This window comes from Pseudomonas sp. 4CAES_32.4, assembly GCF_058136335.1.
Genome location: NZ_CM176882.1, coordinates 1,698,437 through 1,724,534 on the forward strand (window position 1 = coordinate 1,698,437; position 26,098 = coordinate 1,724,534).

Here is a 26,098-nt window from a genome sequence, read left to right on the forward strand (position 1 = left end):
CCGGACAATGAGCGATAACGTAATCAAAGCCTTCGAGGCGGAGTGCCAGGCCGAAGTGATTGCCCAAGGCCAGGACAAGGACTTGAAGGCGCTGGCCCAAGAGTTCTACAACCAGTCGGCCAAGCACAAATACACCTACCACTTCTCGTGGATGGGCCGTCCGATCATTCAATTGCCGCAAGACATGATGGCGATGCAGGAGCTGATCTGGCGCATCAAGCCGGACCTGGTGATCGAATGCGGTATCGCCCACGGCGGTTCGATCATTTACTACGCCTCGCTGTTGGAACTGCAGGGCCACGGTGAAGTGCTGGGCATCGATCGTGACATTCGTGCGCACAACCGCGAGGCCATCGAAAGCCATCCGATGATCAAGCGCATCAGCATGATCGAAGGCTCGAGCCTCGATCTGGCAGTGGTCGAGCAGGTGCGTCAGGCGGCTGCCGGCAAGAAAGTCATCGTGGTGCTCGATTCCAACCACACCCATGACCACGTCCTCGAAGAACTGCGTCTCTACGCACCACTGGTTTCGCAGGACAGCTACTGCGTCGTCATGGACACCGTGGTTGAAGACATGCCGGCCGATGCGTTTCCGGATCGTCCATGGGGGCCGGGTGACAACCCGAAAACTGCCGTTTGGGCGTTCCTGAAAGAGAACCGTGATTTCGAGATCGATCAAGCGATGCAAGACAAGCTGCTGATCACCGTTGCGTCGGACGGCTATCTGCGCCGGGTTCGTTAATCAGTTCCATCATCAAAGCGTTTTTCAGGCGGTGTCGCCGGTCGTGGGAGAAGTTATGCAAGGCAAGTCTGTTTCTGAACCAAAGCTGCCATTGAACGAGTTGCTGACGGTGGTGCTGATCACCCACAACCGCCCGGCGTTTCTGCGTCGTGCGCTGCAGTACTACAGCAGCCTGCCTTGCAAGGTTCTGGTACTGGACTCGTCTCCCGAGCGTCCGGAAGGTGATTTTTCGGCCGTCGACTATCAGCATCTGCCGCAATTCGCCTACTGGGGCATGCAGGCCAAGCTGACCTACGGCGTTGCGCAACTGACCACGCCCTACATGGTGTTCGCTGCCGACGACGACTTTATCCTGCACGAGTCGTTGGCCGAATCGGTGAACTTCCTGGAGGCGAACCGCGACTACGGTTTGTGCCATGGCTATTGCCTGATGTACCTGGCGCTGGCCGGCAGCGTCAGTTACTACCGCCGCGACAAAAAGATCTGCGAAGACTATGCATCGGAGCGCGCCCAGGATCGGGTTCTCGACTTCATGCACCAGTACGTGCCGCCGTTCTATGGTGTATGCCGTACCTCGATCATTCAGGACTGGTACGCGGCATTGCCGGCGGGCACCAGTTTCGAATGGCAGGAAATCGGTCATACCTATTATCTGCTGGCGAATTCCAAGGCGCGCATCCTGCCGATCCCTTATGTCGTGCGCGAGATCAACGTCGGTTTCTCCGACCACAACACCGAGGTGTATCACGCCCTGTCCTATGTCGATGCCAAATCGGTAGCGGAGCGTGAAGCCTTCGCTGAATTCCTTGCCTCGCTGCCGACCGGTATCAACGATCTCGATCAGGCGCAGCGCAAGGCGTTTGCCCTGGAAAGCTTCGCGGCCATGACCGACAGCCTGGTCACCGGGCGGGCATTGACGGCCGAGCTGATTTTCGAATCGCACTGGAACCACTTGACCAAGGCGCCGGAGCGCAAATTCGGGCCACGGCAATATGTCGAAATGCCGTTCTACAACCAGCGTTTTTTTGATTTGTTGACCCAGTTTGAGTTTCTCCTGCATGCGATGCCGGCTGGTCGTATTCAACTGGAAAAACTTGAGGGCATATGGACCCAGCAGGAGTACCTGCTGCAGCCGCGCAATAACGATACGGCGGAGAGCGTCGTCGACCGTTTGTGGCAGGCCCATGACAGCAACGTATTCAACCGTCGTGTGGTCAAGCGTCTGGCCGAGCAACTGCAAGTGCTCGACGAGGAGGATCAGGCGCAGGAAATGGCTGAGTGGGCGAAGCGTCTAGAGGCTGTATCAAACATCGATCACTACCCGGTCTTCAACAAGATGCGCTCAGGTCGCTTGCTTGACTGGATGGCAGCCCGCAAGCCGGACGCCGAACAGGCTGCAGCGATTGCCGCGCATCTGGCGGCGAACGATGGCGGGCCACAGTTCGGCATTTTCCTGCTGGATCTGGATGACAACGTTGAGAAGCTGCAAGTGACGCTCGACAGCCTCGTCGAAGGGGCCAGCAAGGCCTTCAAAATCGTGGTCTTCACCACGGGTGAACCACAGACGGCGACCACCGCGCAGAACACCTTGCACTTCGTCCGGGTCACACCGGGCAATCTGGTCGACAAACTCAACCAGAGTGCCGCGCAATCTCCATGCGACTGGTTGCTACTGGCCAACGTGGGCGATGAATTCACTGCCGGTGGTCTGTTGCGCGCCGGGCTTGAGTTGATGTCGGCCACGGGTCTTCGCGCGGTGGCCACCGATGAAATCCAGCGTACTGAAGACGGCGCGCTGGTGGATGTGTTCCGCCCCGGCTTCAACCTTGACTTGCTGCAAAGCGCTCCAGCACTGATGGCGCGCCACTGGCTGATTCGACGCGACGTGTTCCTCGAGGCGGGCGGTTATCAGGCCGATTTCAGCAAGGCGCTGGAATTTGACCTGTTGCTGCGCCTGATTGAGCAGGGTGGTCTCGACGGCCTGGCACATCTCGACGAGCCGCTGCTGATCACTCAGGCCGCTGCGCTGCAAGAGAATGCTCATGAGCGCCTGGCGCTGCTGCGTCATTTGGGTAATCGCGGCTACAAGGCCAAGGTCACTTCGTCGCTGCCAGGCACCTGGCAGGTCGATTATCGTCATACCGAACTCCCAATGGTGTCGATCATTGTGCCGGCCAGTGATGATTTGTCGGCGTTGCGCCGCTGCATTGAGGGTGTGCTGCTCAGAACCCGCTACAGCCGCTATGAAGTCTTGGTGGCAGCCAACCCGAATCAGTCGGCGGCGGTCAACGACTGGCTCGGCCAGTTGCGCAACCCCCGCGTCAATATCTTGCGTGCCGATCAAACGCTCGGTGAAGTGGCGTTGTATAACGCCGCCAGCGAGCAAGCGCGAGGTGAGTATCTGGTGTTGCTGGCCGCTGACAGCGAAGTCGTCAACCCGAACTGGATCGACTCGTTGCTCAACCAGGCCCAACGTCCGGAAGTGGGCATCGTCGGCGCCAAACTGGTCGACCGCGATGGCAAGATTTCCCAGGCCGGGTTGATCCTCGGCTTGAACGGCGGTGTCGGGTCACCCTTCATTGGCGAGAAACACAATGCCGAGGGTTATATGCAGCGTTTGGCCGTCGAGCAGAATTACTCGGCGGTGTCGAAGGTCTGCCTGATGGTGCGCAAAGAACTGTTCAACGCTCTCGGCGGCCTGGATGAAGTGACGTTCGCTGATGGTTTCAGCGATGTCGATCTATGCCTCAAGGCTGGTCAGAACGGTTTCCTCACTGTGTGGACTCCGTCGGTGCAGGTGCTGCACACCGATGAGCTGCCAAAGGCTGCTGAAGCACTGGCGGCACTGCGTGAGAAATGGAGTGATGCGTTCGCGCAGGATCCGGCTTACAACGCCAACCTGGCCCTGACCGGCAAAGGGTTTACCTTGGGCGAAAACAGCTCGATCAATTGGGCACAGTTGCTCGCTTAAGCGCGCCGGACAGGAATCAACCTATGTTCAACGGTAAATCGATTTTCATCTCCGGCGGCACCGGCTCGTTCGGGCGTAAATTCATCGCCCGCCTGCTCGAGCAATACCAGCCCAAGCGCGTGGTGGTGTTCTCCCGCGATGAGCTGAAGCAGTACGAAATGCAGCAGACGTTCAACGCGCCGTGCATGCGCTACTTTATCGGTGACGTGCGCGACGCCGACCGTCTGCGCCAAGCCATGCGCGGTATCGACTACGTCGTGCATGCCGCGGCGTTGAAGCAAGTGCCGGCGGCGGAATACAACCCGACCGAATGCATCCGCACCAACGTCAATGGCGCGGAGAACATCATCGCCGCCGCCATCGACAATGGCGTGAAAAAGGTCGTGGCGTTGTCCACCGACAAAGCGGCCAGCCCGATCAACCTTTACGGCGCAACCAAGTTGCTCTCGGACAAGTTGTTCGTCGCCGCCAACAACATTGCCGGCGAGCAGGAAACCCGATTTGCCGTGGTGCGCTACGGCAACGTCGCCGGCTCGCGTGGCTCGGTGGTGCCGTTTTTCAGCCAGCTGATTGCCGACGGCGCTACGGAGTTGCCGATCACTGACGAGCGCATGACGCGGTTCTGGATCACCCTCGATCACGGCGTGCAGTTTGTGCTCGATAGCTTCGCGCGCATGCACGGCGGCGAAGTGTTCGTGCCGAAGATCCCCTCCATCCGCATCGTCGATCTGGCGCGCGGCATGGCCGAACAGCTGCCGCACAAGAACGTCGGCATTCGTCCGGGCGAAAAACTCCATGAGTTGATGGTGCCGCTGGACGATGCGCGGATGACCCTCGAATTCGAAGATCACTACACCATCCAGCCGTCGATTCGCTTCACCAGCGTCGATGTCGATTTTGCCGTCGACAAAGTCGGTGAGCGGGGGCGTGCGGTCGGGGAAGATTTCGAATATCGCTCCGACACCAATCCGCATTTCCTCTCGGTCGGGCAGATCGCCGACCTGCACGCGAAGCTCTCGGTATGATTCCGTACGGTCGGCAAAGCCTCGATCAGGCAGACATCGACGCGGTCGTCGAGGTGCTGCAATCGGACTGGCTGACCCAAGGGCCAAGCATCGAGCGTTTCGAGCAGGCGATGGCCGAGCGTTGCCAGGCGGATTTCGCCGTAGCGGTGAGCAACGCCACGGCGGCGCTGCACATTGCCTGTCTGGCGGCAGGGCTCGGGCCGGGTGATCGTTTGTGGACGACGCCCAACACCTTTCTCGCCTCGGCCAACTGTGGACGTTATTGCGGCGCTGACGTCGATTTCGTCGATATCGATGCGCTGACGTGGAACCTCGATGCGTTTGCCCTCGAAGCCAAGCTTGATCAAGCCGAGCAGGACGGCACCTTGCCGAAAGTACTGGTGGCGGTGGCGTTCTCCGGGCAGAGCTGTGACATGCGCAAGATTGCCGAACTGGCTGAGCGCTACAACTTCACGGTGATCGAAGATGCCTCTCACGCGGTCGGTGCGTCCTATGCAGGGCGCCCGGTGGGTTGCGGTGAGTTCGCGACGATGACCGTGTTCAGTTTCCACCCGGTGAAGATCATCACCAGCGGCGAGGGCGGCATGGTGTTAACCAACCGCCCGGAGCTGGCTGAGCGCCTGCGGCGCCTGCGCAGCCACGGCATGACCCGCGACCCGCAGCAGATGACCGAGCCTAGCCACGGCCCGTGGTACTACCAGCAAACCGAGCTGGGCTTCAATTACCGCATCACTGATTTGCAGGCGGCGTTGGGTTTGTCGCAACTGGGCAAGCTCGACGGCTTCATCGCCCGGCGCCGCGAACTGGCGGCGCGTTACGATCGCCTGCTGACGTACTTGCCAGTCACGCTACCGAGCCTTCAGCCAGAGGCAGAATCTGCCTGGCATCTTTACGTCATTCGCTTGCAGAGCGAGCGCATCAGCCTCAGCCATCGTCAGGTGTTCGAAGGCTTGCGTGTCGCCGGCGTCGGCGTGAATCTGCACTATATTCCCGTGCACTTGCAGCCGTACTATCGCGACCTGGGTTTTGCCGAGGGCGACTTCCCCGAGGCTGAGCGTTACTACACCGAGGCGATCAGTCTGCCGCTGTTTCCCCTGTTGAGCGATGAGCAGCAGGATTACGTGGTCGAGCAATTGCGTCGGCTGGTTCTTGAGGAGTAATCAAGTGTGAGCTGTGTTGCAATCATCCCCGCTCGTGGCGGCAGCAAACGCATTCCGCGCAAGAATCTTTTGCCGTTCGATGGCGTGCCGATGATTGTCCGTTCAATTCGCACGGCGCTGGATTCAGGCTTGTTCGATCAGGTCGTGGTCAGCACCGACGACGCCGAAATAGCTGAAGTGGCGCGAGCCCACGGTGCACAGGTGCCGTTCCTGCGTCCCGCGGCGCTGGCTGATGATTTCACCGGCACCGCGGCGGTGATTGTGCATGCCTTGCAGCAACTGCCAGCCTTCGATTACGCCTGCTGTGTATACGCCACGGCGCCGTTGTTGCAGGTGCGCTATCTGCGCGAAGGCTTCGAGTTACTGGAGCGGCATTCGGACAAGTCGTTCGCCTTCTCCGTGTGCGATTTCGGCTTTCCGGTGCAACGAGCGCTGACGCTGGACGGGCAGGGTGCCTTGACCGCGTTGTATCCGGAATTTCGCAACACCCGTTCCCAGGATTTGCCGGAGGCGTTTCAAGACGCCGGCCAGTTCTACTGGGGGCGCAGCGAGGCGTGGTTGCGTGGAGAGGTGCTTTATTCGCCAGCCAGTCTGCCGGTGATTCTGCCCCGGTATCTGGTTCAGGACATCGACACGCCGCAGGACTGGAAGCGCGCCGAATACCTTTACGCCGCGCTCAAGGCCGGCGGAGAACTGCAATGAGAGTGCTGATTCGCGCCGACGCCTCGCCGACCATCGGCAGCGGCCACATTGCCCGTTGTCTGACACTGGCGCGGGTGCTGCGCTCCCAGGGCAGTCATGTCGCGTTCGCTTGCCGACGGTTGCCAGGGCATCGTCTGGACGCATTGAATGCCGAGGGTTTTGAAACGTTCGGGTTGCCTGAGCGCTACGCCTATGAAGATCCACTGCAAGCCATCGAATCGATGCTGCCGTGGCAGGCCGACATCGACGCGCTAGGCTCGCAGCTTGAAGGTCAGGCCGAGTTTGACTGGATCATCGTCGATCACTACGGCCTCGATCATCACTGGCAAACCGCGGCACGGCGCTGGGCGCATCGCATCGCCGCCGTGGATGATCTGGCCACCCGGCGCTACAGCGTCGATCTGCTGCTCAATCAGAACCTGTCCGGCCTCAGCGAAAACTATGCGCCGTTGTTGCCCGAGGGTTGCCGGACGTTGCTCGGCCCGCGCTTCGCCATGCTGCGCGAAGAATTCGATTGCCCGCCGATCGAGATCAAACCGCAGGCGCGACGTGTGCTGGTGAACTTCGGCGGCTTCGATGCGGCGATGCAAACCCATCACGCGATGCGCGCCCTGGCGGATTTCACTGAGCTGCAAGTGGACTTCGTCGCGGGCGCCGACAACCCGGCGTGGGCGCAGATGCAGGCACTGGCCGAAACGCGGCCGAACTGGCGTCTGCACAGTTTTGTCAGCGATTTCCATCAGCGCATGACTGAAGCGGATCTGTTTATCGGCGCCGGCGGCGGCACCAGTTGGGAGCGTGCGGCGCTGGGCTTGCCGACGATCTGCATTGCGGTGTCGAACAACCAGCTGAACAACGGCGAAGTGATGGCGGCGGCGGGGGCGCATGTGTTCATGGGCGCCCGCGAGCAGGTCAGTGTCGAGCAGCTGCGCGATGCCATCGGTTTTGTCACCGGCAATTATTATCTGCGCCGGAGTCTGGCCGAGCGTTCGCGGCACTTGGTCGACGGTCGCGGAGTCTTGCGCGTGGCCGCTGCGTTGTCCGGCGCAGTGCTGACTATCCGGCCCGCCACACAAGAGGATGCGCAGCTGTTGTTCGAGGGTCGCAATGCTGAGGCCGTGCGACGCTGGTCGCAGACAAACGCGCAAATCGACTGGCCGCAGCACCTCAACTGGCTGACCGCGAGTTTGCGCAACCCGCAGCGTTTGCTGTTGATCGCCGCGGCCGATGACGGCCCGGTCGGTGTTCTGCGTTACGACCTGCGCGGATTTGATGCCGAAGTGTCGATCTATCTGCTTGAGGGCCGTTTCGGCCTGGGCTGGGGCAAGTCGCTGCTGGCGCGGAGCGAAGCGTTCGTCACCCGCCACTGGCCGCAAGTGACGGCGCTGACTGCTCAGGTATCGCCGGCCAATCGGCCCTCATTGAATGTGTTTCGCGATGCCGGGTTTACTCAGAGTGCCTGTGCGTTCACCCGTGTTTTGAAGGATCACCCCCATGACTAGTTTCAAGATCGGCGACCGCTTGATCGGCGCCGACGCGCCGCCCTTCATCATTGCCGAGATGAGCGGTAACCATAACCAGTCGCTGGACGTGGCCCTGCAGATTGTCGAGGCAGCAGCCAAGGCCGGGGCGCATGCGTTGAAGCTGCAAACCTACACCGCCGAGACGATGACCCTGGATCTTGCTGAAGGCGAATTCTTCATCAAGGATCCGGGCAGTCTGTGGGCCGGCACGTCGCTTTATGAGCTGTATGAAAAGGCCCATACGCCGTGGGAATGGCACGCGCCGATTTTCGCTCGGGCCAAAGAGTTGGGCATGCTCGCGTTCTCCACGCCGTTCGATGACAGCGCCGTGGACTTTCTCGAAAGCCTTGATGTGCCGGCCTACAAGATTGCCAGTTTCGAGAACACCGATCTGCCGTTGATCCGTCGTGTGGCTGCCACCGGCAAACCGCTGATTATCTCGACCGGGATGGCCAGCATCGCTGAGCTGGATGAAACCGTGCGCGCCGCACGCGAGGCGGGTTGCAAGGATCTGGTGCTGCTCAAATGCACCAGCACTTACCCGGCGACGCCACTCAACAGTAACGTGCGCACGATTCCCCATCTGCGTGAGTTGTTCGGGTGCGAGGTGGGGCTATCAGATCACTCGATGGGCGTCGGTGTCTCGGTAGCGGCGGTGGCGCTTGGCGCGACGGTGGTGGAAAAACACTTCACGCTCGACCGTTCAGCAGGTGGTGTCGATGCCAGTTTCTCGCTGGAGCCGGCGGAAATGGCCAGCCTGGTGGCGGAGACCGAGCGTGCCTGGCAGGCCCTTGGCAAGGTGCAATACGGCGCAACTGAAGCCGAGCTCAAATCGGTGGTGTATCGCCGTTCGCTCTACGTCACCGCCGATATGGCCGCCGGTGAGGCCTTTTCCCGGGACAATCTGCGCGCCATCCGTCCCGGCCTCGGTCTGCCGCCCAAGCACACCGACGCCGTTCTCGGCCGCCGCGCGCGCACGCCGATCAAGCGCGGCACGCCGCTGGACTGGTCGTTGGTCGAATAAGCCGATCTGCACCGATTCGGCAAAATAGCGTGACCTGCGAGTCATAACGCGCATCTTCACTGTATTGTATTGATCGGGGAGATGGCGCCTGGCTCGTTTTCGATTCCAGTGATAGCCCTTTGCGCTCCCCGTGGCTGCCCGTTGTGGCGGCCGTTTTCTGTTTGTCGGCGCCCCTCGAAATCCTTGCGAGCGGTGGTCTTGGGCTGTTTTTTATTGGGAAGCCGTAATGATTGGCATAAAAAGCATTGCGAGCTACGTTCCTGTAGCCGGCGTGGACAATTACGCACAAGGTGCAAAATTCGAGAAGGATGAAGAATTCATCCTTGGCAAGATTGGCTCGGCATTCCTGCCGCGCAAAGACGCTGAGCAAGAAACCTCCGATCTGTGCGTGGAAGCGGCCAATGCGCTGTTTGCCAGCAACCCGGATCTGAAGCGTGAATCGATCGACGCGCTGATCGTGGTCACCCAGAACGGTGACGAAGAGGGCCTGCCACACACCGCCGCCATCGTGCAGGACAAACTCGGTCTGCCGACCAACGTCGCCGCGTTCGATATTTCCCTCGGCTGCTCGGGTTACGTTTACGGCATCTACGCGATCAAGGGCTTCATGGAAGCCGCCGGCCTGAAGAACGGCCTGCTGATCACCGCTGACCCGTATTCGAAAATCGTTGATCCGGAAGATCGCAACACCACCATGCTGTTCGGCGATGCCGCCACGGCCACCTGGATGGGCGAAGATCCGAGCTGGGCGTTGGGCAAGGCCAAGTTCGGCACCGACGGTTCCGGCGCACCGCATTTGAAAGTCACCGATGGCGTGTTCTTCATGAACGGTCGTCAGGTGTTCAACTTTGCTTTGCTCAAAGTCCCCGCGCACTTGCACGAGCTGCTGGATGATTCCGGCCTCAAGGCTGATGACATCGATGCGTTCTGCATTCACCAGGGCAGCGCGGCGATTGTCGATGCCGTGGCGCGGCGCTTCGAAGGCGAGCCGGAGAAGTTCATCAAGGACATGGTCGAGACCGGCAACACCGTGTCGTCGAGCATTCCGTTGCTGCTGGAAAAACACGTACTCGATTCCGATTGGCAGCGTATTGCGCTGAGCGGTTTTGGTGTCGGTCTGTCGTGGGGCTCGGCGATCATCTATCGCCCTTGAGCTGAAGCAAAAACGGCGGATACAAAAAAAGCGTTCAAGGTTAACCTTGAGCGCTATTTTTTTGCCTGAACGGGAGCGCGAGGCGCCATGAGCGAGTTTTTTCAAGCCAATGCCGAAGTGTTGCAGCGGCGCTGGCCGGCGCTGTTCGAGCGACTGATGGCTGAAGACAGTGCGGCCATTCAGGCCGAGCTGGTTGAGGGGCTGGGTTCGACGCTGAGTGTTAACGGCATCCAGCTTACCAGCCGCCACGACCGCCTCCACGAAGCGCAGGTTCAGGCAGCCAGTCTGCCCGATCAAGTGCAATTACACGTCTATGGCACTGGCCTCGGCGATCTGCCCGGTGTCCTGCTTGAGCGCGAACGACTGCAGCGTTTGTACGTGCACATCCTCAACGGCGCGTTGTTCGCGCTGGTGCTGCAGTTGCTCGATCAGCGGCAGTGGCTGGAAGATCCGCGTGTCGAGTTGTTCTACGCCGGCGATCACTCGGACATGTTTACGCCGTTTTTCGCCTTGCCGGCCGAGATGCTGCTGGCCGATGACTTCAATGCGAAGATCCGTGATCGGCTGGTCAATGAAGTCCATTTGAGTTTCAACAATCGCGAATTCGATGCGCAGTCGCCGTTCATTCAGCAGCGTTTGCAGGAGTGCTTGCCAGTGCTGTTGGGCGATGACGATGTCACGCAGTTGTTCGGCAGCTGTACTGATCGCGAAGTCTATGTGATCGGCACCGGCCCGACCCTTGAAGGGCACTTTGAGCGACTGGCAGCAGCGCGGGCTCAGGCGCAGCGCCCGTTGTTCATCTGTGTCGACACCGCCTATCGGCCGTTGCTTGAACAAGGTATCAAGCCTGATCTGGTGGTCACCATCGATCAGCGCATCAGCTTTCGCCATTTGCCTTTTGAACAGTCTGATGGCATCGCCCTGGTGTATCTGCCGATGAGTGATCCTGAGGTGCTGCGCGCCTGGAAGGGCAAACGCTACGGTGGTTACTCGGCCAGTCCGGTCTATGCCGGCTTGCGTGAGCAGCATCCGCGCGCGCTGTTGCATGTCGGCGGCAGCGTGATTCATCCGGCGGTGGACTTGGCGGTGAAGATGGGCGCATCACGCATCACGCTGTTTGGCGCCGACTTCGCTTTTCCGATGAACAAGACCCACGCAGGCTGGGGCGACGGTGATCTGGGGCCCGGCGTGAATCAGGCGCGGCACTGGGTACGCGACGGCAACGGCCAGCGGGTCAGTACGCAGCTGAATTTTCGCGGCTATCTGTGTGTGCTCGAGCGCTACATCGCCGTGCACCCGCACGTGCAATTCTTCAATAGCAGCAGGGCGGGGGCGCTGATCGCCGGGACGCAATTCAATCAGGAGTTTGTGCAATGACGGTGATCGGGACCTGCGTCGACCAATGCCGTCAGTGCGCCGGCCTGTTTCGCTTGGGCCGTGACGTCGAGGCGGCGCTGAGCATGGTCGATGTCTTCGAGGGCGCGCAGCAGGTGTTGGTCTTGGCGCCGACGAATGAACAACAACGATGGGCGCACATCCTCCTGCAAATGCTCGATTGTCAGGAGCGGCAGGACTGGTTGGGGCTGGCTGATTACATGGAGTACGAGTTGGTCGAGTTGCTGCAAAGCGTGCCGGTCTGAGGACGGACGGCAGCACTGGCCCGCAGGTTTTCGCCGTGGTCGGTTTTATGACGTCATTTTTTCGTGGGTGAGGGGCGGCTAAGCCCTTGTTTTCTCGGGGGTGGCCGGGTGATGGCAAAATTTTTTCAAAAAGCCCTCAAGCAACCTGATTACCCGACGATAACTATTACGAAGGTTCTCTAGGCCATACCCGGCGGTTGCCAGGGCCGGAAGCCGCAGTACCCAACCAACGAGGAATTCGTCATGGCTTTAACAGTAAACACCAACACCACATCGTTGAACGTTCAGAAAAACCTGAACCGCGCTTCCGACGCCCTGTCGACTTCGATGCAGCGCCTGTCTTCCGGCCTGAAAATCAACAGCGCTAAAGACGACGCCGCTGGCCTGCAGATCTCCACTCGTATGCAATCGCAAATCCGCGGTGGCAACCAGGCTATCCAGAACGCCAACGACGGTATCTCCGTTGCTCAGACCGCTGAAGGCGCTCTGCAAGCTACTACCGACATCCTGCAGCGTATGCGTGAACTGGCTGTTAAAGCACGTACCGGCACCAACGGCACTGCTGACCAGAAAGCGACCAACAAAGAATTCGCCGACATGTCGGACGAAATCACCCGTATCGCCGCTTCCACCAACCTGAACGGCAAAAACCTGCTGGACGGTTCGGCTGGTACTGTGACTCTGCAAGTTGGCGCAAACACCGGTACTGCTAACCACATCGACCTGGTACTGAGCTCCAAGTTCGACGCCGTCAACCTGTCCGTGGACAAAGGCGTTCTGGCTCTGACCGGTACTGACGCTGCTGCCGCTGGTAGCAACATCGACAACGCTATCACTGCAATCGACGCTGCTATCGCTGCGATCGGTGATACCCGTGCCAGCCTGGGTGCTTCGCAAAACCGTCTGACCAGCACCATCTCCAACCTGCAGAACATCGTTGAGAACACCACCGCTGCACAGGGTCGTGTACAAGACACCGACTTCGCCGCAGAAACTGCTAACCTGACCAAGCAGCAAACTCTGCAGCAGGCTTCGACCTCCGTTCTGGCTCAAGCCAACCAACTGCCTTCCGCTGTACTGAAGCTGCTTCAGTAATTTCGGAACAAGTTTGGGCGGGAGGGTGCGCTGGTCGCGCTCTCTCGCCTTTTTACGTTAGGAGGTGATGAGCATGGACATGAGCGTCAAGCTTAACCAGTCTTATCCGGCTCCCAAGCCAGTCACGCCGGTTGCTGACAAGCCGTCAGAAACGCCTAAAGTTGCCAAGACTGAAGCTCCGGTCGCTGCCAAGAGTCAGGAAACGGACGACGCCAAGTTGAAACTGGCGGTGCAAGAGATCGAAAAGTTTGTCCAGTCGATCAAACGCAATCTGGAATTCTCCATCGACGAGCATTCCGGCAAGGTCATCGTCAAGGTGATCGCAAGCGAGACGGGTGAGGTCGTTCGACAGATTCCCTCCGCAGAAGCCCTCAAGCTGGCAGACAGCCTGGCCAACGCGAGCCACGTGTTGTTCGACGCCAAAGTCTGATAGCTGGCATGAATAATGTTTGTCCGTTCTCAGGACGCGTGTAACGGTCAAAAGAATGGCAACAATCTGAAGGGAGATGCACATGGCAAGTCCAATTCTACCGGGTTCCGGACTGGGTTCCGGCCTGGACATCGGTGCGATCGTCACTGCACTGGTCGATGCCGACAAGGCACCGAAGCAGACGCAGATCGACACCGCGACCAAAGCCAACACGCTGAAAATTTCCGGCATCGGTTCGTTGAAGAGTGCGCTGACTGCGTTCCAGACGGCGATGACCAATCTGAGCAGCAAGACCAATCCTGCATTTGCCGGTTTCACCGCGACTTCCAGCAATACGAACCTGAGCGCCACCGCCGACAGTTCCGCGGTTTCGGGCAGCTACAATGTTGTTGTAACGCAGTTGGCTACCGGCTCGAAAATCGCCAGTGCCTCCTTCGCCGGCGGCGCCTCCAGTGCCATTCCGAGTGGTACCCTGAAAATCAGTCAGAATGGCACTGATTACAATGTCGACATTCCTGCCAATTCCACTTTGCAGACTACCCGGGACGCCATCAACAAGGCTCAGGGCGCCAACGGTATCTCCGCCAACATTGTGACCGACGCCTCCGGTGCTTCGCGCCTGGTGATCAGCTCGAACAAGACTGGCGAAGGTTCTGACCTCACCGTGAGCGGCATTGCCGGTCTGGAGATTGATGGCACAAAACCTCTGGGCAGCAGTCCTGCGGCTGGTGCTGCGGGCGCCGTCAATGGCGTTGCGCAAAACGCCAAGCTGTCCATCGACGGCCTTGAAGTCACCAGCAAGAGCAATACGGTGACCGGCGCAATCAGTGGCCTGACCCTGAACCTGACCACGGCGAGCTCGACGCCTACTGTTGTCGGCGTAGATGCCAACACCAAGGGTTTGCAGACGTCGATCCAGTCCTTTGTCGACGCTTACAACACGCTGAAAACGACCATTGATACCCTGTCAAAGGCGACGCCGGATGCGGATGGCAAGCTGACCGTGCAAGCGGCATTCACCGGTGACGCGATGCCGCGCTCGCTGATTGCCGACGTGCGTGCCGAGTTGACCAACACAGGGGCTGGCGGTCCATTGGCTGTGCTGTCGCAGTTGGGTGTAATGACCGACCGCAACACCGGTAACCTGACGTTTGATACCAGCGCTTTCACCAAAACCATGGCCCAGCCAGGCATGACCGGTCAGGTTCAGCAGTTGTTCACCGGTACCGACGACACTAACGGTCTGTTGGCGCGCATGAGCAAAGCAGTCGACCCGTATCTCAAGCCAGCGGCAGGTGATATCACCGGTAGCGGTTTGCTTGATCAGCGCATGGCGATTCTGACCAAGAACACCAAAAACCTGACCAACCAGCAACTGGCGCTGGATTTGCGTGTTGCCAACCTGACCAAGACGTTGACTGCAAAATACAACGCCATGGACTTGCTGGTAGGGCAGATGAAAGCGACGGCGAGCAGCATTACCTCGTTCTTCACCTCGCTGAACGCTCAGCAGTCCGCGAAGTAACAGGCAGGCACGACAAAAACCCGGCTACGCTTTATCGGCGTGTGCCGGGTTTTTGTCTTTTCATCTAAAGTTCTCTGATTCGTTGGCGATACACTGGATATACGAGTCATTGTGGCAATGAGGTAGAACATGAATCCGATGTTAGCCCTTCGGCAATACCAGAAAGTCGGCGCGCATGCCCAGACGTCCGAAGCGAGCCCGCACCGTCTGGTGCAAATGTTGATGGAAGGTGGTCTGGGGCGAATCGCCGAGGCCAAGGGCGCCATTGAGCGCCAGGATATTGCTGCCAAATGCACGGCTATCAGTAAAGCCGTTGGCATCATTGGTGGTTTGTGTGAAGGCCTGGATCTGGAAAACAGCGCCGATGCGGTGGGGGAGCTCAACCAGCTCTACATCTACATGATGAAGCGACTCGCCGAGGCGAACGTCAAGAGTGATCCAAAGATCCTCGATGAAGTTGCCGGTCTCCTGCGCACCGTAAAGGAAGGCTGGGACGGTATTGCTCCACCAGGTCCACAGTTCTAAGGAGAGCGCCATGAGTCTTGTATTGCAGCGAATCGCCGATACCCGTGAAGCGTTGGTCAGTGCCTTGGCCGAACGCAATTGGGAAGCCATTGGCGAGTTGGATCTGGCTTGCCGTTCCTGCATGGAAGACGTCATGGCTGAGGCGTCGCTGGACGAAGTCGCGTTGCGCGACAATCTTGAAGAGCTGCTGCACGTCTACAAAGACCTTCTTGAGGTCGCCATGGGTGAGCGGCAGGCAATAGCCAATGAGATGTCGCAGATCACCCAAGCGCAGAAGGCAGCAAAGGTTTACCATCTGTTTGGTTAATTAACCCGCAGTTAATCCAGACATGTGCGCCATAAATTTGACTGTGCACGGTTTTTTGACTTAACTAGTGGCTGATTTCAGATTTCAGGCGTCTACAGGCACATGGTGTCCTGCAAGCGTCTCGCTTGCCCCAATTTTTCGGGCATTGAGTTGACTAGGGAAGTTGCTATTGCATGTGGCGTGAAACCAAAATTCTGCTGATCGATGACGATAGCGTCCGCCGCCGCGACCTGGCGGTGATCTTAAATTTTCTTGGCGAAGAAAATTTACCCTGCGGCAGCCATGACTGGCAGCAGGCAGTCGGCTCTTTGTCGTCTAGTCGTGAGGTCATTTGCGTACTGATCGGGACCGTTAATGCTCCTGGCGCGCTTTTGGGCTTGTTAAAGACACTCTCGACCTGGGATGAGTTCCTTCCGGTTTTGCTGATGGGCGATAATTCTTCCGTCGACTTGCCTGAAGACCAGCGTCGCCGCGTGCTGTCTACCCTCGAAATGCCGCCCAGCTACAGCAAACTGCTCGACTCTCTGCACCGTGCCCAGGTCTATCGCGAGATGTACGACCAGGCCCGCGAGCGCGGCCGTCATCGCGAACCCAATCTGTTCCGTAGCCTCGTCGGCACCAGCCGGGCGATCCAGCACGTGCGCCAGATGATGCAGCAGGTCGCCGACACCGACGCCAGCGTGCTGATCCTCGGCGAGTCGGGGACCGGCAAGGAAGTGGTTGCGCGTAACCTGCATTACCATTCCAAACGCCGCGATGCGCCGTTTGTGCCGGTCAACTGCGGGGCGATCCCGGCAGAGCTGCTCGAAAGCGAATTGTTCGGTCACGAGAAGGGTGCTTTCACCGGCGCGATCACCAGCCGTGCCGGGCGCTTTGAACTGGCCAACGGCGGAACGCTGTTCCTCGACGAAATCGGCGACATGCCACTGCCGATGCAGGTCAAACTGCTGCGCGTCCTGCAGGAACGCACCTTCGAGCGCGTGGGCAGCAACAAGACCCAGAGCGTCGACGTGCGCATCATCGCCGCGACCCACAAGAATCTCGAAAGCATGATCGAGATCGGCACTTTCCGCGAAGACCTCTACTATCGCCTGAACGTGTTCCCGATCGAGATGGCGCCACTGCGTGAGCGTGTCGAAGACATCCCGTTGCTGATGAACGAACTGATCTCGCGCATGGAGCACGAGAAGCGCGGTTCGATTCGCTTCAACTCTGCCGCGATCATGTCGCTGTGCCGTCACGGCTGGCCGGGCAACGTCCGTGAGCTGGCCAACCTGGTCGAGCGCATGGCGATCATGCACCCGTACGGGGTGATCGGCGTGGTCGAGCTGCCGAAGAAATTCCGCTATGTCGACGACGAAGACGAGCAAATGGTCGACAGCCTGCGCAGCGATCTGGAAGAGCGCGTGGCCATCAACGGTCATACGCCGGACTTCACCGCCAATGCCATGCTGCCGCCGGAAGGCCTGGATCTGAAGGACTACCTCGGTGGTCTGGAGCAGGGCTTGATCCAGCAGGCGCTGGACGACGCCAATGGCATCGTGGCGCGTGCGGCTGAACGCCTGCGCATTCGTCGTACCACGCTGGTGGAGAAGATGCGCAAGTACGGCATGAGCCGTCGCGACGGTGATGAACAGGCGGATGATTGACGCCTGTTTTTCAACCGCCTCATTTATAAGCAGTTTTTTTTAGGCACGGGTATTGCTACATCCCTCGCAACGTTCCGTTTAACTGACGGTCAGCCACGCGAGAAAGCACAATGCCCCAAGCCGCCCAGATGTCTTCTGCCTCCAGTCCCGAGGGGCAGCCGTCCTCCGTTGAACAGGCAAGCCGACAGGGTCTTGAGCAGGCTTTCGAGCTGTTCAATCAAATGTCCAGCCAGTTGACTGATTCCTACAGCATGCTTGAAGCGCGGGTCACCGAGCTCAAGGGTGAACTGGCGGTGGTCAGCGCCCAGCGCATGCAGGAATTGGCAGAGAAAGAACGCCTGGCCAACCGTCTGCAAAACCTCCTCGATCTGTTGCCCGGTGGCGTCATCGTGATTGACGGTCACGGCATGGTGCGCGAAGCCAATCCCGCCGCCATTGAGCTGCTTGGCTTGCCACTGGAAGGCGAGTTGTGGCGCCAAGTGATTGCGCGCTGCTTCGCACCGCGTGAAGACGACGGTCATGAAATCTCCCTGAAAAACGGTCGACGCCTGTCGATCGCAACTCGCTCGCTGGACGCTGAGCCAGGCCAGTTGGTGCTGCTCAACGACCTGACAGAAACCCGTCATCTGCAAGATCAATTGGCACGCCATGAACGCCTGTCATCGCTGGGGCGCATGGTCGCCTCGCTCGCTCATCAGATCCGCACACCGTTGTCCGCCGCACTGCTGTACGCCAGTCATTTGACTGAGCAGGAATTGCCCGTCGCCACGCAGCAGCGTTTTGCCGGGCGCCTGAAAGAGCGCCTGCACGAACTCGAACACCAAGTGCGCGACATGCTGATATTCGCGCGCGGTGAGTTGCCGCTGACCGACCGCCTCACGCCCAATGCCTTGATGCAAGCACTGCAAGCTGCGGCGCTGACGCATGTGCAGGACCTGCCCATTCGCTGGCAGTGCGACAGCCATGCCGGCGAGTTGCTATGTAATCGCGACACCCTGGTTGGCGCACTGTTGAATTTGATTGAAAACGCGATTCAAGCCAGCGCCGGTGATGTGCGGCTGAAAGTGCACTGCTACACCCGCGACAACGCCTTGCGCATCAGTGTCAGCGACAGTGGCAGCGGCATCGAGCCCGCTGTTCTGGCGCGGCTCGGCGAACCATTTTTCACCACCAAAGTGACCGGCACTGGCCTCGGCCTGACCGTGGTCAAAGCGGTGGCGCGGGCGCATCAGGGAGAATTGCAGCTGCGCTCGCGAGTCGGGCGTGGCACGTGCGCGCAGGTCAGCCTGCCGCTGTTTTCCGCTGTACAGGGAGCTGAGTGACAGACATGGGCATCAAGGTTTTGCTGGTCGAGGATGACCGCTCATTGCGCGAAGCGCTGGCCGACACGCTGCTGTTGGCCGGGCATGATTACCACGCGGTCGGTTGCGCTGAAGAAGCGTTGACGGCGGTGGCGCGAGAGGCGTTCAGTCTGGTGGTCAGCGACGTCAACATGCCTGGCATGGATGGCCATCAACTGCTTGCATTGTTGCGGGCCCGCCAGCCGCAATTACCGGTGTTGCTGATGACCGCCCATGGCGCCGTCGAACGCGCGGTCGATGCCATGCGTCAGGGCGCGGCGGATTATCTGGTCAAGCCGTTCGAGCCCAAAGCGCTGCTGGATCTGGTCGCACGCCATGCCTTGGGCAATCTTGGCGCGAGCGAAAGCGAAGGCCCGATTGCGGTCGAACCGGCGAGCGCCCAACTGCTTGAGCTGGCCGCGCGCGTCGCCCGAAGCGATTCCACCGTGCTGATCTCCGGCGAGTCCGGCACCGGTAAAGAAGTGCTGGCGCGCTACATTCACCAGCAATCCCATCGCGCCAATCAACCGTTCATTGCCATCAACTGTGCGGCGATCCCGGACAACATGCTTGAAGCAACATTGTTCGGGCATGAGAAAGGCTCATTCACCGGCGCCATCGCTGCGCAGGCCGGCAAATTCGAGCAGGCCGACGGCGGTACCCTTCTGCTCGACGAAATTTCCGAAATGCCCCTCGGCCTGCAGGCCAAGCTGCTGCGTGTGTTGCAAGAGCGTGAAGTCGAGCGCGTTGGGGCACGCAAACCGATCAGCCTTGATATCCGGGTGGTCGCGACAACCAACCGCGACCTGGCGGGCGAAGTGGCGGCGGGACGTTTCCGTGAGGATTTGTTCTACCGTCTGTCGGTTTTCCCCCTAGCCTGGCGTCCACTTCGCGAGCGCACTGCCGATATCCTGCCGCTGGCCGAAAGACTGCTGGCCAAACACGTCAATAAAATGAAGCATGCCGCCGCAAAACTTTCGCCTGAGGCACAAGCGTGCCTGACCGCTTACCCGTGGCCGGGCAACGTGCGTGAGCTGGACAACGCGATTCAGCGCGCACTGATTTTGCAGCAGGGCGGTTTGATCCAGCCGCAGGATTTCTGTCTTGCCGGTGCCGTGACGTTCACCGCGTTGCCGGTCGCAACGCCTGTGTCAGTGGCAGTTCGTGAAGTGGAAATCGAAGTGGATTCGTCCGGCGCACTGGGGGATGACCTGCGCCGCCGGGAGTTTCAGATGATCATCGACACCCTGCGCACCGAGCGCGGTCGCCGCAAAGAAGCGGCGGAAAAACTCGGCATCAGCCCGCGAACCCTGCGCTACAAACTGGCGCAAATGCGCGATGCGGGGATGGACGTCGAAGGCTATCTGTTCGCCACCTGATCCGTGGCGCAATGCTTTGAAAACGCTTTTATGAAGGGGTGTCCATGAGCTGGCACCCTTGTTGCTAATACCTGTGTACCCGCCGAGTGAGTGTCAAAAAATTGCGGGCCGCCCAAGAGAGTAGACCATGAGCCAAGGTATTGAATTTAATCGGTTGATGATGGACATGCAGGCCATGAAAGTGGATGCCATGTCTGCGCCGAAATCGACGACCGCTGTCCCTGAGCTGGGAGGCAGCAGCTTTTCCGACATGCTCGGTCAGGCGATCAACAAGGTCAGCGATACCCAGACGGCATCGACTCAATTGGCCAACGCCTTTGAAGTGGGCAAAAGCGGCGTCGATCTGACGGACGTGATGATCGCTTCGCAAAAAGCCAGCGTGTCGTTCCAGGCTCTGACCCAGGTGCGCAACAAACTGGTTCAGGCTTATCAAGACATCATGCAGATGCCGGTTTAAGGACGAGATTGAGTCATGGCAGAAGCAGTCGCCGATAACGTTCCGGCCAAGGCCACCCCGATAGACGGCAAACCGCCGTTGTTCGGCCTGTCCTTCCTGGAAAACCTCTCCGAGATGACCATGCTGCGTCAGGTGGGCCTGTTGGTCGGCCTGGCTGCGAGCGTGGCGATTGGCTTTGCCGTGGTGCTGTGGTCGCAGCAGCCGGATTACCGTCCGTTGTACGGCAGCCTTGCCGGCATGGATGCCAAGCAGGTCATGGACACCCTGGCCTCCGCCGACATCCCTTATACCGTCGAACCGAACTCCGGCGCCTTGCTGGTCAAGGCCGATGATCTGTCGCGTGCGCGCCTCAAGCTCGCAGCCGCTGGTGTCACTCCCAGCGATGGCAACATCGGTTTTGAAATCCTCGACAAGGAACAGGGTCTGGGCACCAGCCAGTTCATGGAAGCGACCCGTTATCGTCGCGGCCTCGAAGGTGAACTGGCGCGGACCATTTCCAGCCTGAACAACGTCAAGGGTGCCCGCGTGCACTTGGCGATTCCGAAGAGTTCGGTGTTCGTCCGTGACGAGCGCAAGCCAAGCGCTTCGGTGCTGGTTGAGCTGTACAGCGGTCGTTCGCTGGAGCCGGGTCAGGTCGTTGCGATCATCAATCTGGTGGCGACTTCCGTTCCCGAGTTGAGCAAATCGCAGATCACCGTCGTCGACCAGAAGGGCAACCTGCTCTCTGATCAGGCGGAAAACTCCGAAATGACCATGGCCGGCAAGCAGTTCGATTACAGCCGCCGCATGGAAAGCATGCTCACTCAGCGCGTACACAACATTCTGCAACCGGTACTGGGCAACGATCGCTACAAGGCTGAAGTTTCGGCCGATGTCGATTTCAGTGCTGTCGAATCGACTGCCGAGCAGTTCAACCCGGATCAACCGGCGTTGCGCAGCGAGCAATCGGTCAACGAACAACGCACCGCCAGCAATGGCCCGCAAGGTGTGCCGGGTGCCCTGAGCAACCAGCCACCGGCGCCGGCTTCTGCGCCGCAAACCACTGGTGGCGCTGCGGCACCGGCCAGCATGGTGCAGCCAGGTCAGCCATTGGTTGACGCCAACGGTCAGCAGATCATGGACCCGGCCACCGGCCAGCCAATGCTCGCGCCGTACCCGGCAGACAAGCGTCAACAATCCACCAAGAACTTCGAACTCGACCGTTCGATCAGCCACACCAAGCAGCAGCAGGGTCGCCTGAATCGTCTGTCGGTGTCGGTGGTTGTCGACGACCAGGTCAAGGTCAACGCGGCCAACGGTGAAACCACCCGTGCGCCGTGGAGCGCCGACGAATTGGCGCGCTTCACCCGTCTGGTGCAGGACGCCGTCGGTTTCGACGCCAGCCGTGGCGACAGCGTCAGCGTGATCAACATGCCGTTCTCCGCCGAGCGCGGCGAAGTGATTGCCGATATTCCGTTCTACTCCCAGCCATGGTTCTGGGACATCGTCAAACAAGTGCTGGGTGTGTTGTTCATCCTGGTGCTGGTGTTTGGTGTGCTGCGTCCGGTGCTCAACAACATCACCGGCGGCGGCAAAGGCAAGGAGCTGGCCGGTCTTGGCAGCGACGTGGAACTCGGCGGGATGGGCGGCCTGGACGGCGAACTTTCCAACGACCGCGTGAGCCTCGGTGGTCCGCAGAGCATTCTGTTGCCGAGCCCGAGCGAGGGTTATGACGCGCAACTGAATGCAATCAAGAGTCTGGTGGCCGAGGATCCGGGTCGCGTGGCTCAGGTCGTGAAAGAGTGGATTAACGCAGATGAGTGATAACCGAGCCGCAACCGTCAAACTGACCAAGGTCGACAAAGCCGCGATTCTGCTGCTGTCCCTGGGTTCGACCGATGCTGCACAAGTGCTGCGCCACATGGGCCCGAAAGAGGTTCAGCGCGTCGGCGTGGCCATGGCGCAGATGGGCAATGTCCATCGCGAACAGGTCGAGCAGGTCATGAGCGAGTTCGTCGACATCGTCGGCGACCAGACCAGCCTCGGCGTCGGTTCTGATGACTACGTGCGCAAAATGCTCACCCAGGCCCTGGGTGAAGACAAGGCCAACGGCCTGATCGACCGCATCCTGCTCGGTGGCAACACCAGTGGCCTCGACAGCCTGAAATGGATGGAGCCGCGTGCCGTTGCCGACGTGATCCGTTACGAACACCCGCAGATTCAAGCGATCGTGGTCGCGTACCTCGACCCCGATCAGGCCGGTGAAGTGCTCGGCAACTTCGACCACAAGGTGCGTCTGGACATCATCCTGCGCGTCTCGTCGTTGAACACCGTGCAGCCAGCCGCATTGAAAGAACTCAACCAGATCCTCGAGAAGCAGTTCTCCGGCAACTCGAACGCCTCGCGTACCACCCTGGGTGGCATCAAGCGTGCGGCGGACATCATGAACTTCCTCGACAGCTCGATCGAAGGCCAGCTCATGGACTCGATCCGCGAAGTCGACGAAGACCTGTCCGGTCAGATCGAAGACCTCATGTTCGTGTTCAACAACCTCGCCGATGTCGACGACCGTGGCATTCAGGCGTTGCTGCGCGAAGTGTCTTCCGACGTGCTGGTGCTGGCCCTCAAGGGTTCGGACGAAGGCGTCAAAGAGAAGATCTTCAAGAACATGTCCAAACGTGCTGCCGAACTGTTGCGCGACGACCTCGAGGCCAAAGGCCCGGTGCGCGTCAGCGACGTCGAAACCGCACAGAAAGAAATCCTCACCATTGCCCGTCGTATGGCCGAAGCCGGCGAGATCGTGCTCGGTGGCAAAGGTGGCGAGGAAATGATCTAAGCCCATGGACAAGCACGACGACGATGTGACGGATCTGATCCGCGCCCGCGATGTCCGTGGTTTCGAATCCTGGGCGATGCCCAGCTTCGACCCGCCGAAGCCGGAACCCGAGCCTGAGCCGGAGCCCGAACCGCCGGAAATGGAAGAAGTGCCGCTGGAAGAAGTCCAGCCACTGACTCTGGAAGAACTCGAAAGCATCCGTCAGGAGGCTTACAACGAGGGCTTCGGCATCGGCGAAAAAGAAGGTTTTCACAGCGCCACGCTCAAGGTGCGTCAGGAAGCCGACGTGGCGCTCACCGCCAAACTCGCCAGCCTTGAGCAGTTGATGGTGAACCTGTTCGAGCCCATCGCCGAGCAAGACACACACATCGAAAAATCGTTGGTCGACCTGGTGCAACACATCACCAAACAGGTGATCAAGCGCGAGCTGGCCATCGATTCCAGCCAGATCGAACACGTCATGCGCGACGCCCTCAAGCTGTTGCCGCTGGGCGTCGACAACGTGCGCCTCTACGTCAATCCGCAAGACTTCGAGCAAGCCAAAGCCTTGCGCGAACGTCATGAGGAAACCTGGCGCATTGTCGAAGATGAATCGCTGTTACCGGGTGGCTGCCGGGTTGAAACCGAGCACAGCCGCATCGATGCCAGCATCGAAACCCGCGTCACTCAGGTCATGGCCAAACTGTTCGATCAGTTGCATGAACAAGCCTTGCATCCGGCTGAAGCGGATCTGACTCTGGACATTCCGGAAGACGTAAAACCGGCGGCCACGCCTGAAGAGCCGCTCGCGGACGACCCCGATGCGCCTTGAACGCACCAGTTTCGCCAAGCGCCTGAGCACTTACGCTGAGGCGACGGAAATTGCCGGCGCGCCGATTCTCGAAGGTCGCCTGCTGCGCATGGTCGGCCTCACCCTCGAAGCCGAAGGCCTGCGCGCCGCCATGGGCACCCGCTGCCTGGTGATCAATGACGACAGCTATCACCCCTCGCAGGTGGAAGCGGAAGTCATGGGGTTTTCCGGCAGCAAAGTCTTTCTGATGCCGGTCGGCAGTGTCGCCGGCATCGCCCCTGGCGCCCGCGTGGTGCCGCTCGCGGATACCGGTCGGTTGCCGATGGGCATGAGCATGCTCGGGCGCGTGCTCGACGGTGCCGGTCGTGCGCTGGACGGCAAGGGCGGCATGAAAGCCGAAGACTGGGTGCCGATGGACGGCCCGACGATCAACCCGCTCAACCGTGACCCGATCAGCGTGCCGCTGGACGTTGGTATCCGTTGCATCAACGGTTTGCTCACGGTCGGCCGTGGTCAGCGTCTGGGTCTGTTCGCCGGTACCGGTGTCGGTAAATCCGTATTGCTCGGGATGATGACGCGCTTCACCGAGGCCGACATTATCGTCGTCGGCCTGATCGGTGAGCGGGGTCGCGAAGTCAAGGAATTCATCGAACACAGCCTCGGTGAAGAAGGCCTCCAGCGCTCTGTGGTGGTTGCCTCACCGGCGGACGATGCACCGTTGATGCGTCTGCGTGCAGCGATGTATTGCACGCGCATCGCCGAGTATTTCCGCGACAAGGGCAAGAACGTCCTGTTGCTGATGGATTCGCTGACTCGTTTCGCCCAGGCCCAGCGGGAAATCGCCCTGGCCATCGGCGAACCGCCAGCGACCAAGGGTTATCCGCCATCGGTGTTCGCCAAGTTGCCGAAACTGGTGGAGCGCGCCGGTAATGCGGAGAAGGGCGGGGGTTCGATTACTGCGTTTTATACCGTGTTGTCCGAGGGCGACGATCAGCAGGATCCGATTGCCGACTCGGCGCGAGGCGTACTCGACGGCCACATCGTGCTGTCCCGGCGTCTGGCCGAGGAAGGGCACTATCCCGCCATCGACATCGAAGCATCGATCAGCCGGGTGATGCCAGCAGTGGTTTCGCCTGAGCATATGCAGCGCGCGCAGTATTTCAAGCAACTGTGGTCGCGGTATCAGCAGAGCCGCGACCTGATCAGCGTCGGCGCCTACGTTGCCGGTGGCGATCGCGAAACCGACCTGGCGATCTCCCTGCAACCGCAACTGGTTCGCTACCAGCGTCAGGGCCTCAACGACAAAATCACCATGGGCGAAAGCCAGGCTTACCTCGAAACCCTGTTCGCCCCAGCGGCGGGCGGCTAACCGGTCATGGCTGCCGTCAGTCGTGCCGCGCGCCTGGCGCCGGTGGTGGACATGGCCGAACAGGCCGAGAAAGCCGCCGTGCAACGCCTGGGTTACTTTCAGGGCCAGGTGAAGGTCGCTGAAAGCAAACTTGCCGACCTCAATGCCTTTCGTCTGGATTACTCCGAGCAATGGATCGTGCGCGGCGCCACCGGCGTGACTGGCCAATGGTTGCTGGGTTTTCAGGGCTTTCTGGCGCAGCTCGACACTGCCGTCGATCAGCAGCGACAGAGCCTGAACTGGCACCAGAACAAACTCGACAAAGCCCGTGAGGAATGGCAACAGGCGTTCGCCAAGGTCGAAGGGTTGCGCAAACTGGTGCAGCGCTATCGTGAAGAGGCGCAGCGCCTCGAAGACAAGCGTGAGCAGAAGTTGCTCGACGAACTGTCGCAGCGCTTGCCGCGACAGAATCCGTTTTAAACCAACATCAAAAGATCG

Annotated in this window: 24 protein-coding genes; all 24 read left to right on the forward strand. The window is 59.7% G+C overall.

Annotation, left to right across the window (positions count from 1 at the left end; genetic code table 11):
- Positions 1-7 precede the first annotated feature (7 nt).
- The 24 genes from AC3Y64_RS07655 to fliJ all read left to right on the forward strand — a co-directional run bounded on the left by AC3Y64_RS07655 (position 8) and on the right by fliJ (position 26,080).
- Positions 8-742 (forward strand): cephalosporin hydroxylase family protein, encoded by a 735-nt coding sequence (locus AC3Y64_RS07655; RefSeq protein WP_489987012.1) that lies wholly within the window; start codon positions 8-10, stop codon positions 740-742.
- A gap of 55 nt (positions 743-797) precedes the next feature.
- Positions 798-3,713 carry a glycosyltransferase family 2 protein gene (locus AC3Y64_RS07660; RefSeq protein ID WP_489987013.1) on the forward strand — a complete coding sequence of 972 codons (2,916 nt, stop codon included), beginning with the start codon at positions 798-800 and terminating at the stop codon, positions 3,711-3,713.
- A gap of 23 nt (positions 3,714-3,736) precedes the next feature.
- Entirely contained in the window at positions 3,737-4,738 is a 1,002-nt protein-coding gene (pseB, locus tag AC3Y64_RS07665; RefSeq protein ID WP_489987014.1) for a UDP-N-acetylglucosamine 4,6-dehydratase (inverting), read from the forward strand.
- Entirely contained in the window at positions 4,735-5,898 is a 1,164-nt protein-coding gene (pseC, locus tag AC3Y64_RS07670) for a UDP-4-amino-4,6-dideoxy-N-acetyl-beta-L-altrosamine transaminase (protein ID WP_489987015.1), read from the forward strand. The genes pseB and pseC overlap by 4 nt, the downstream gene beginning before the upstream one ends.
- 6 nt (positions 5,899-5,904) lie before the next feature.
- Complete coding sequence (gene pseF, locus AC3Y64_RS07675; RefSeq protein ID WP_489987016.1) at positions 5,905-6,600, forward strand: pseudaminic acid cytidylyltransferase; 696 nt, start codon at positions 5,905-5,907, stop codon at positions 6,598-6,600.
- Entirely contained in the window at positions 6,597-8,102 is a 1,506-nt protein-coding gene (gene pseG, locus AC3Y64_RS07680; protein WP_489987017.1) for a UDP-2,4-diacetamido-2,4,6-trideoxy-beta-L-altropyranose hydrolase, read from the forward strand. Before pseF ends, pseG begins: the two co-directional genes overlap by 4 nt.
- Complete coding sequence (pseI, locus tag AC3Y64_RS07685; RefSeq protein WP_489987018.1) at positions 8,095-9,147, forward strand: pseudaminic acid synthase; 1,053 nt, start codon at positions 8,095-8,097, stop codon at positions 9,145-9,147. The genes pseG and pseI overlap by 8 nt, the downstream gene beginning before the upstream one ends.
- A gap of 226 nt (positions 9,148-9,373) precedes the next feature.
- Entirely contained in the window at positions 9,374-10,300 is a 927-nt protein-coding gene (locus AC3Y64_RS07690; protein WP_064119546.1) for a ketoacyl-ACP synthase III, read from the forward strand.
- An 87-nt stretch (positions 10,301-10,387) separates the two neighbouring features.
- On the forward strand, positions 10,388-11,677 hold the full coding sequence (locus AC3Y64_RS07695; RefSeq protein ID WP_489987019.1) for a motility associated factor glycosyltransferase family protein: 1,290 nt from the start codon (positions 10,388-10,390) through the stop codon (positions 11,675-11,677).
- Entirely contained in the window at positions 11,674-11,940 is a 267-nt protein-coding gene (locus AC3Y64_RS07700; RefSeq protein WP_489987020.1) for a hypothetical protein, read from the forward strand. Before AC3Y64_RS07695 ends, AC3Y64_RS07700 begins: the two co-directional genes overlap by 4 nt.
- A gap of 243 nt (positions 11,941-12,183) precedes the next feature.
- A complete protein-coding gene (locus tag AC3Y64_RS07705; protein ID WP_489987021.1) occupies positions 12,184-13,035 on the forward strand; it encodes a flagellin domain-containing protein in 852 nt (283 codons plus the stop codon).
- Between the two features lie 73 nt (positions 13,036-13,108).
- Positions 13,109-13,465 (forward strand): flagellar protein FlaG, encoded by a 357-nt coding sequence (locus tag AC3Y64_RS07710; RefSeq protein ID WP_122593380.1) that lies wholly within the window; start codon positions 13,109-13,111, stop codon positions 13,463-13,465.
- Between the two features lie 82 nt (positions 13,466-13,547).
- A complete protein-coding gene (gene fliD / locus AC3Y64_RS07715; RefSeq protein ID WP_489987022.1) occupies positions 13,548-14,990 on the forward strand; it encodes a flagellar filament capping protein FliD in 1,443 nt (480 codons plus the stop codon).
- 129 nt (positions 14,991-15,119) lie between these two features.
- Positions 15,120-15,515, forward strand: a complete 396-nt coding sequence (fliS, locus tag AC3Y64_RS07720) for a flagellar export chaperone FliS (RefSeq protein ID WP_489987023.1) — start codon at positions 15,120-15,122, stop codon at positions 15,513-15,515.
- Positions 15,516-15,525: 10 nt separating this feature from the next.
- Complete coding sequence (gene fliT / locus AC3Y64_RS07725) at positions 15,526-15,822, forward strand: flagellar protein FliT (RefSeq protein ID WP_489987024.1); 297 nt, start codon at positions 15,526-15,528, stop codon at positions 15,820-15,822.
- 173 nt (positions 15,823-15,995) lie between these two features.
- Positions 15,996-17,471, forward strand: coding sequence for a sigma-54 dependent transcriptional regulator (locus AC3Y64_RS07730; protein ID WP_016984300.1), 1,476 nt, complete (start codon positions 15,996-15,998; stop codon positions 17,469-17,471).
- A gap of 128 nt (positions 17,472-17,599) precedes the next feature.
- Positions 17,600-18,793: a sensor histidine kinase gene (locus tag AC3Y64_RS07735; protein WP_178113676.1), complete on the forward strand. Its 1,194-nt coding sequence runs from the start codon at positions 17,600-17,602 to the stop codon at positions 18,791-18,793.
- Between the two features lie 5 nt (positions 18,794-18,798).
- On the forward strand, positions 18,799-20,190 hold the full coding sequence (locus tag AC3Y64_RS07740; RefSeq protein WP_489987025.1) for a sigma-54-dependent transcriptional regulator: 1,392 nt from the start codon (positions 18,799-18,801) through the stop codon (positions 20,188-20,190).
- A gap of 127 nt (positions 20,191-20,317) precedes the next feature.
- Positions 20,318-20,647, forward strand: coding sequence for a flagellar hook-basal body complex protein FliE (fliE, locus tag AC3Y64_RS07745; RefSeq protein ID WP_064390858.1), 330 nt, complete (start codon positions 20,318-20,320; stop codon positions 20,645-20,647).
- Between the two features lie 15 nt (positions 20,648-20,662).
- Positions 20,663-22,450: a flagellar basal-body MS-ring/collar protein FliF gene (fliF, locus tag AC3Y64_RS07750; RefSeq protein ID WP_158956681.1), complete on the forward strand. Its 1,788-nt coding sequence runs from the start codon at positions 20,663-20,665 to the stop codon at positions 22,448-22,450.
- The gene (gene fliG / locus AC3Y64_RS07755) at positions 22,443-23,462 is read left to right on the forward strand and encodes a flagellar motor switch protein FliG (RefSeq protein ID WP_016771079.1); all 1,020 of its coding nucleotides are present in this window, start codon (positions 22,443-22,445) and stop codon (positions 23,460-23,462) included. The genes fliF and fliG overlap by 8 nt, the downstream gene beginning before the upstream one ends.
- 4 nt (positions 23,463-23,466) lie before the next feature.
- Positions 23,467-24,273, forward strand: a complete 807-nt coding sequence (fliH, locus tag AC3Y64_RS07760; protein WP_489987026.1) for a flagellar assembly protein FliH — start codon at positions 23,467-23,469, stop codon at positions 24,271-24,273.
- The gene (gene fliI, locus AC3Y64_RS07765) at positions 24,263-25,621 is read left to right on the forward strand and encodes a flagellar protein export ATPase FliI (protein WP_489987027.1); all 1,359 of its coding nucleotides are present in this window, start codon (positions 24,263-24,265) and stop codon (positions 25,619-25,621) included. Before fliH ends, fliI begins: the two co-directional genes overlap by 11 nt.
- 6 nt (positions 25,622-25,627) lie before the next feature.
- Positions 25,628-26,080, forward strand: a complete 453-nt coding sequence (gene fliJ / locus AC3Y64_RS07770; protein WP_122593398.1) for a flagellar export protein FliJ — start codon at positions 25,628-25,630, stop codon at positions 26,078-26,080.
- Positions 26,081-26,098 lie beyond the last annotated feature (18 nt).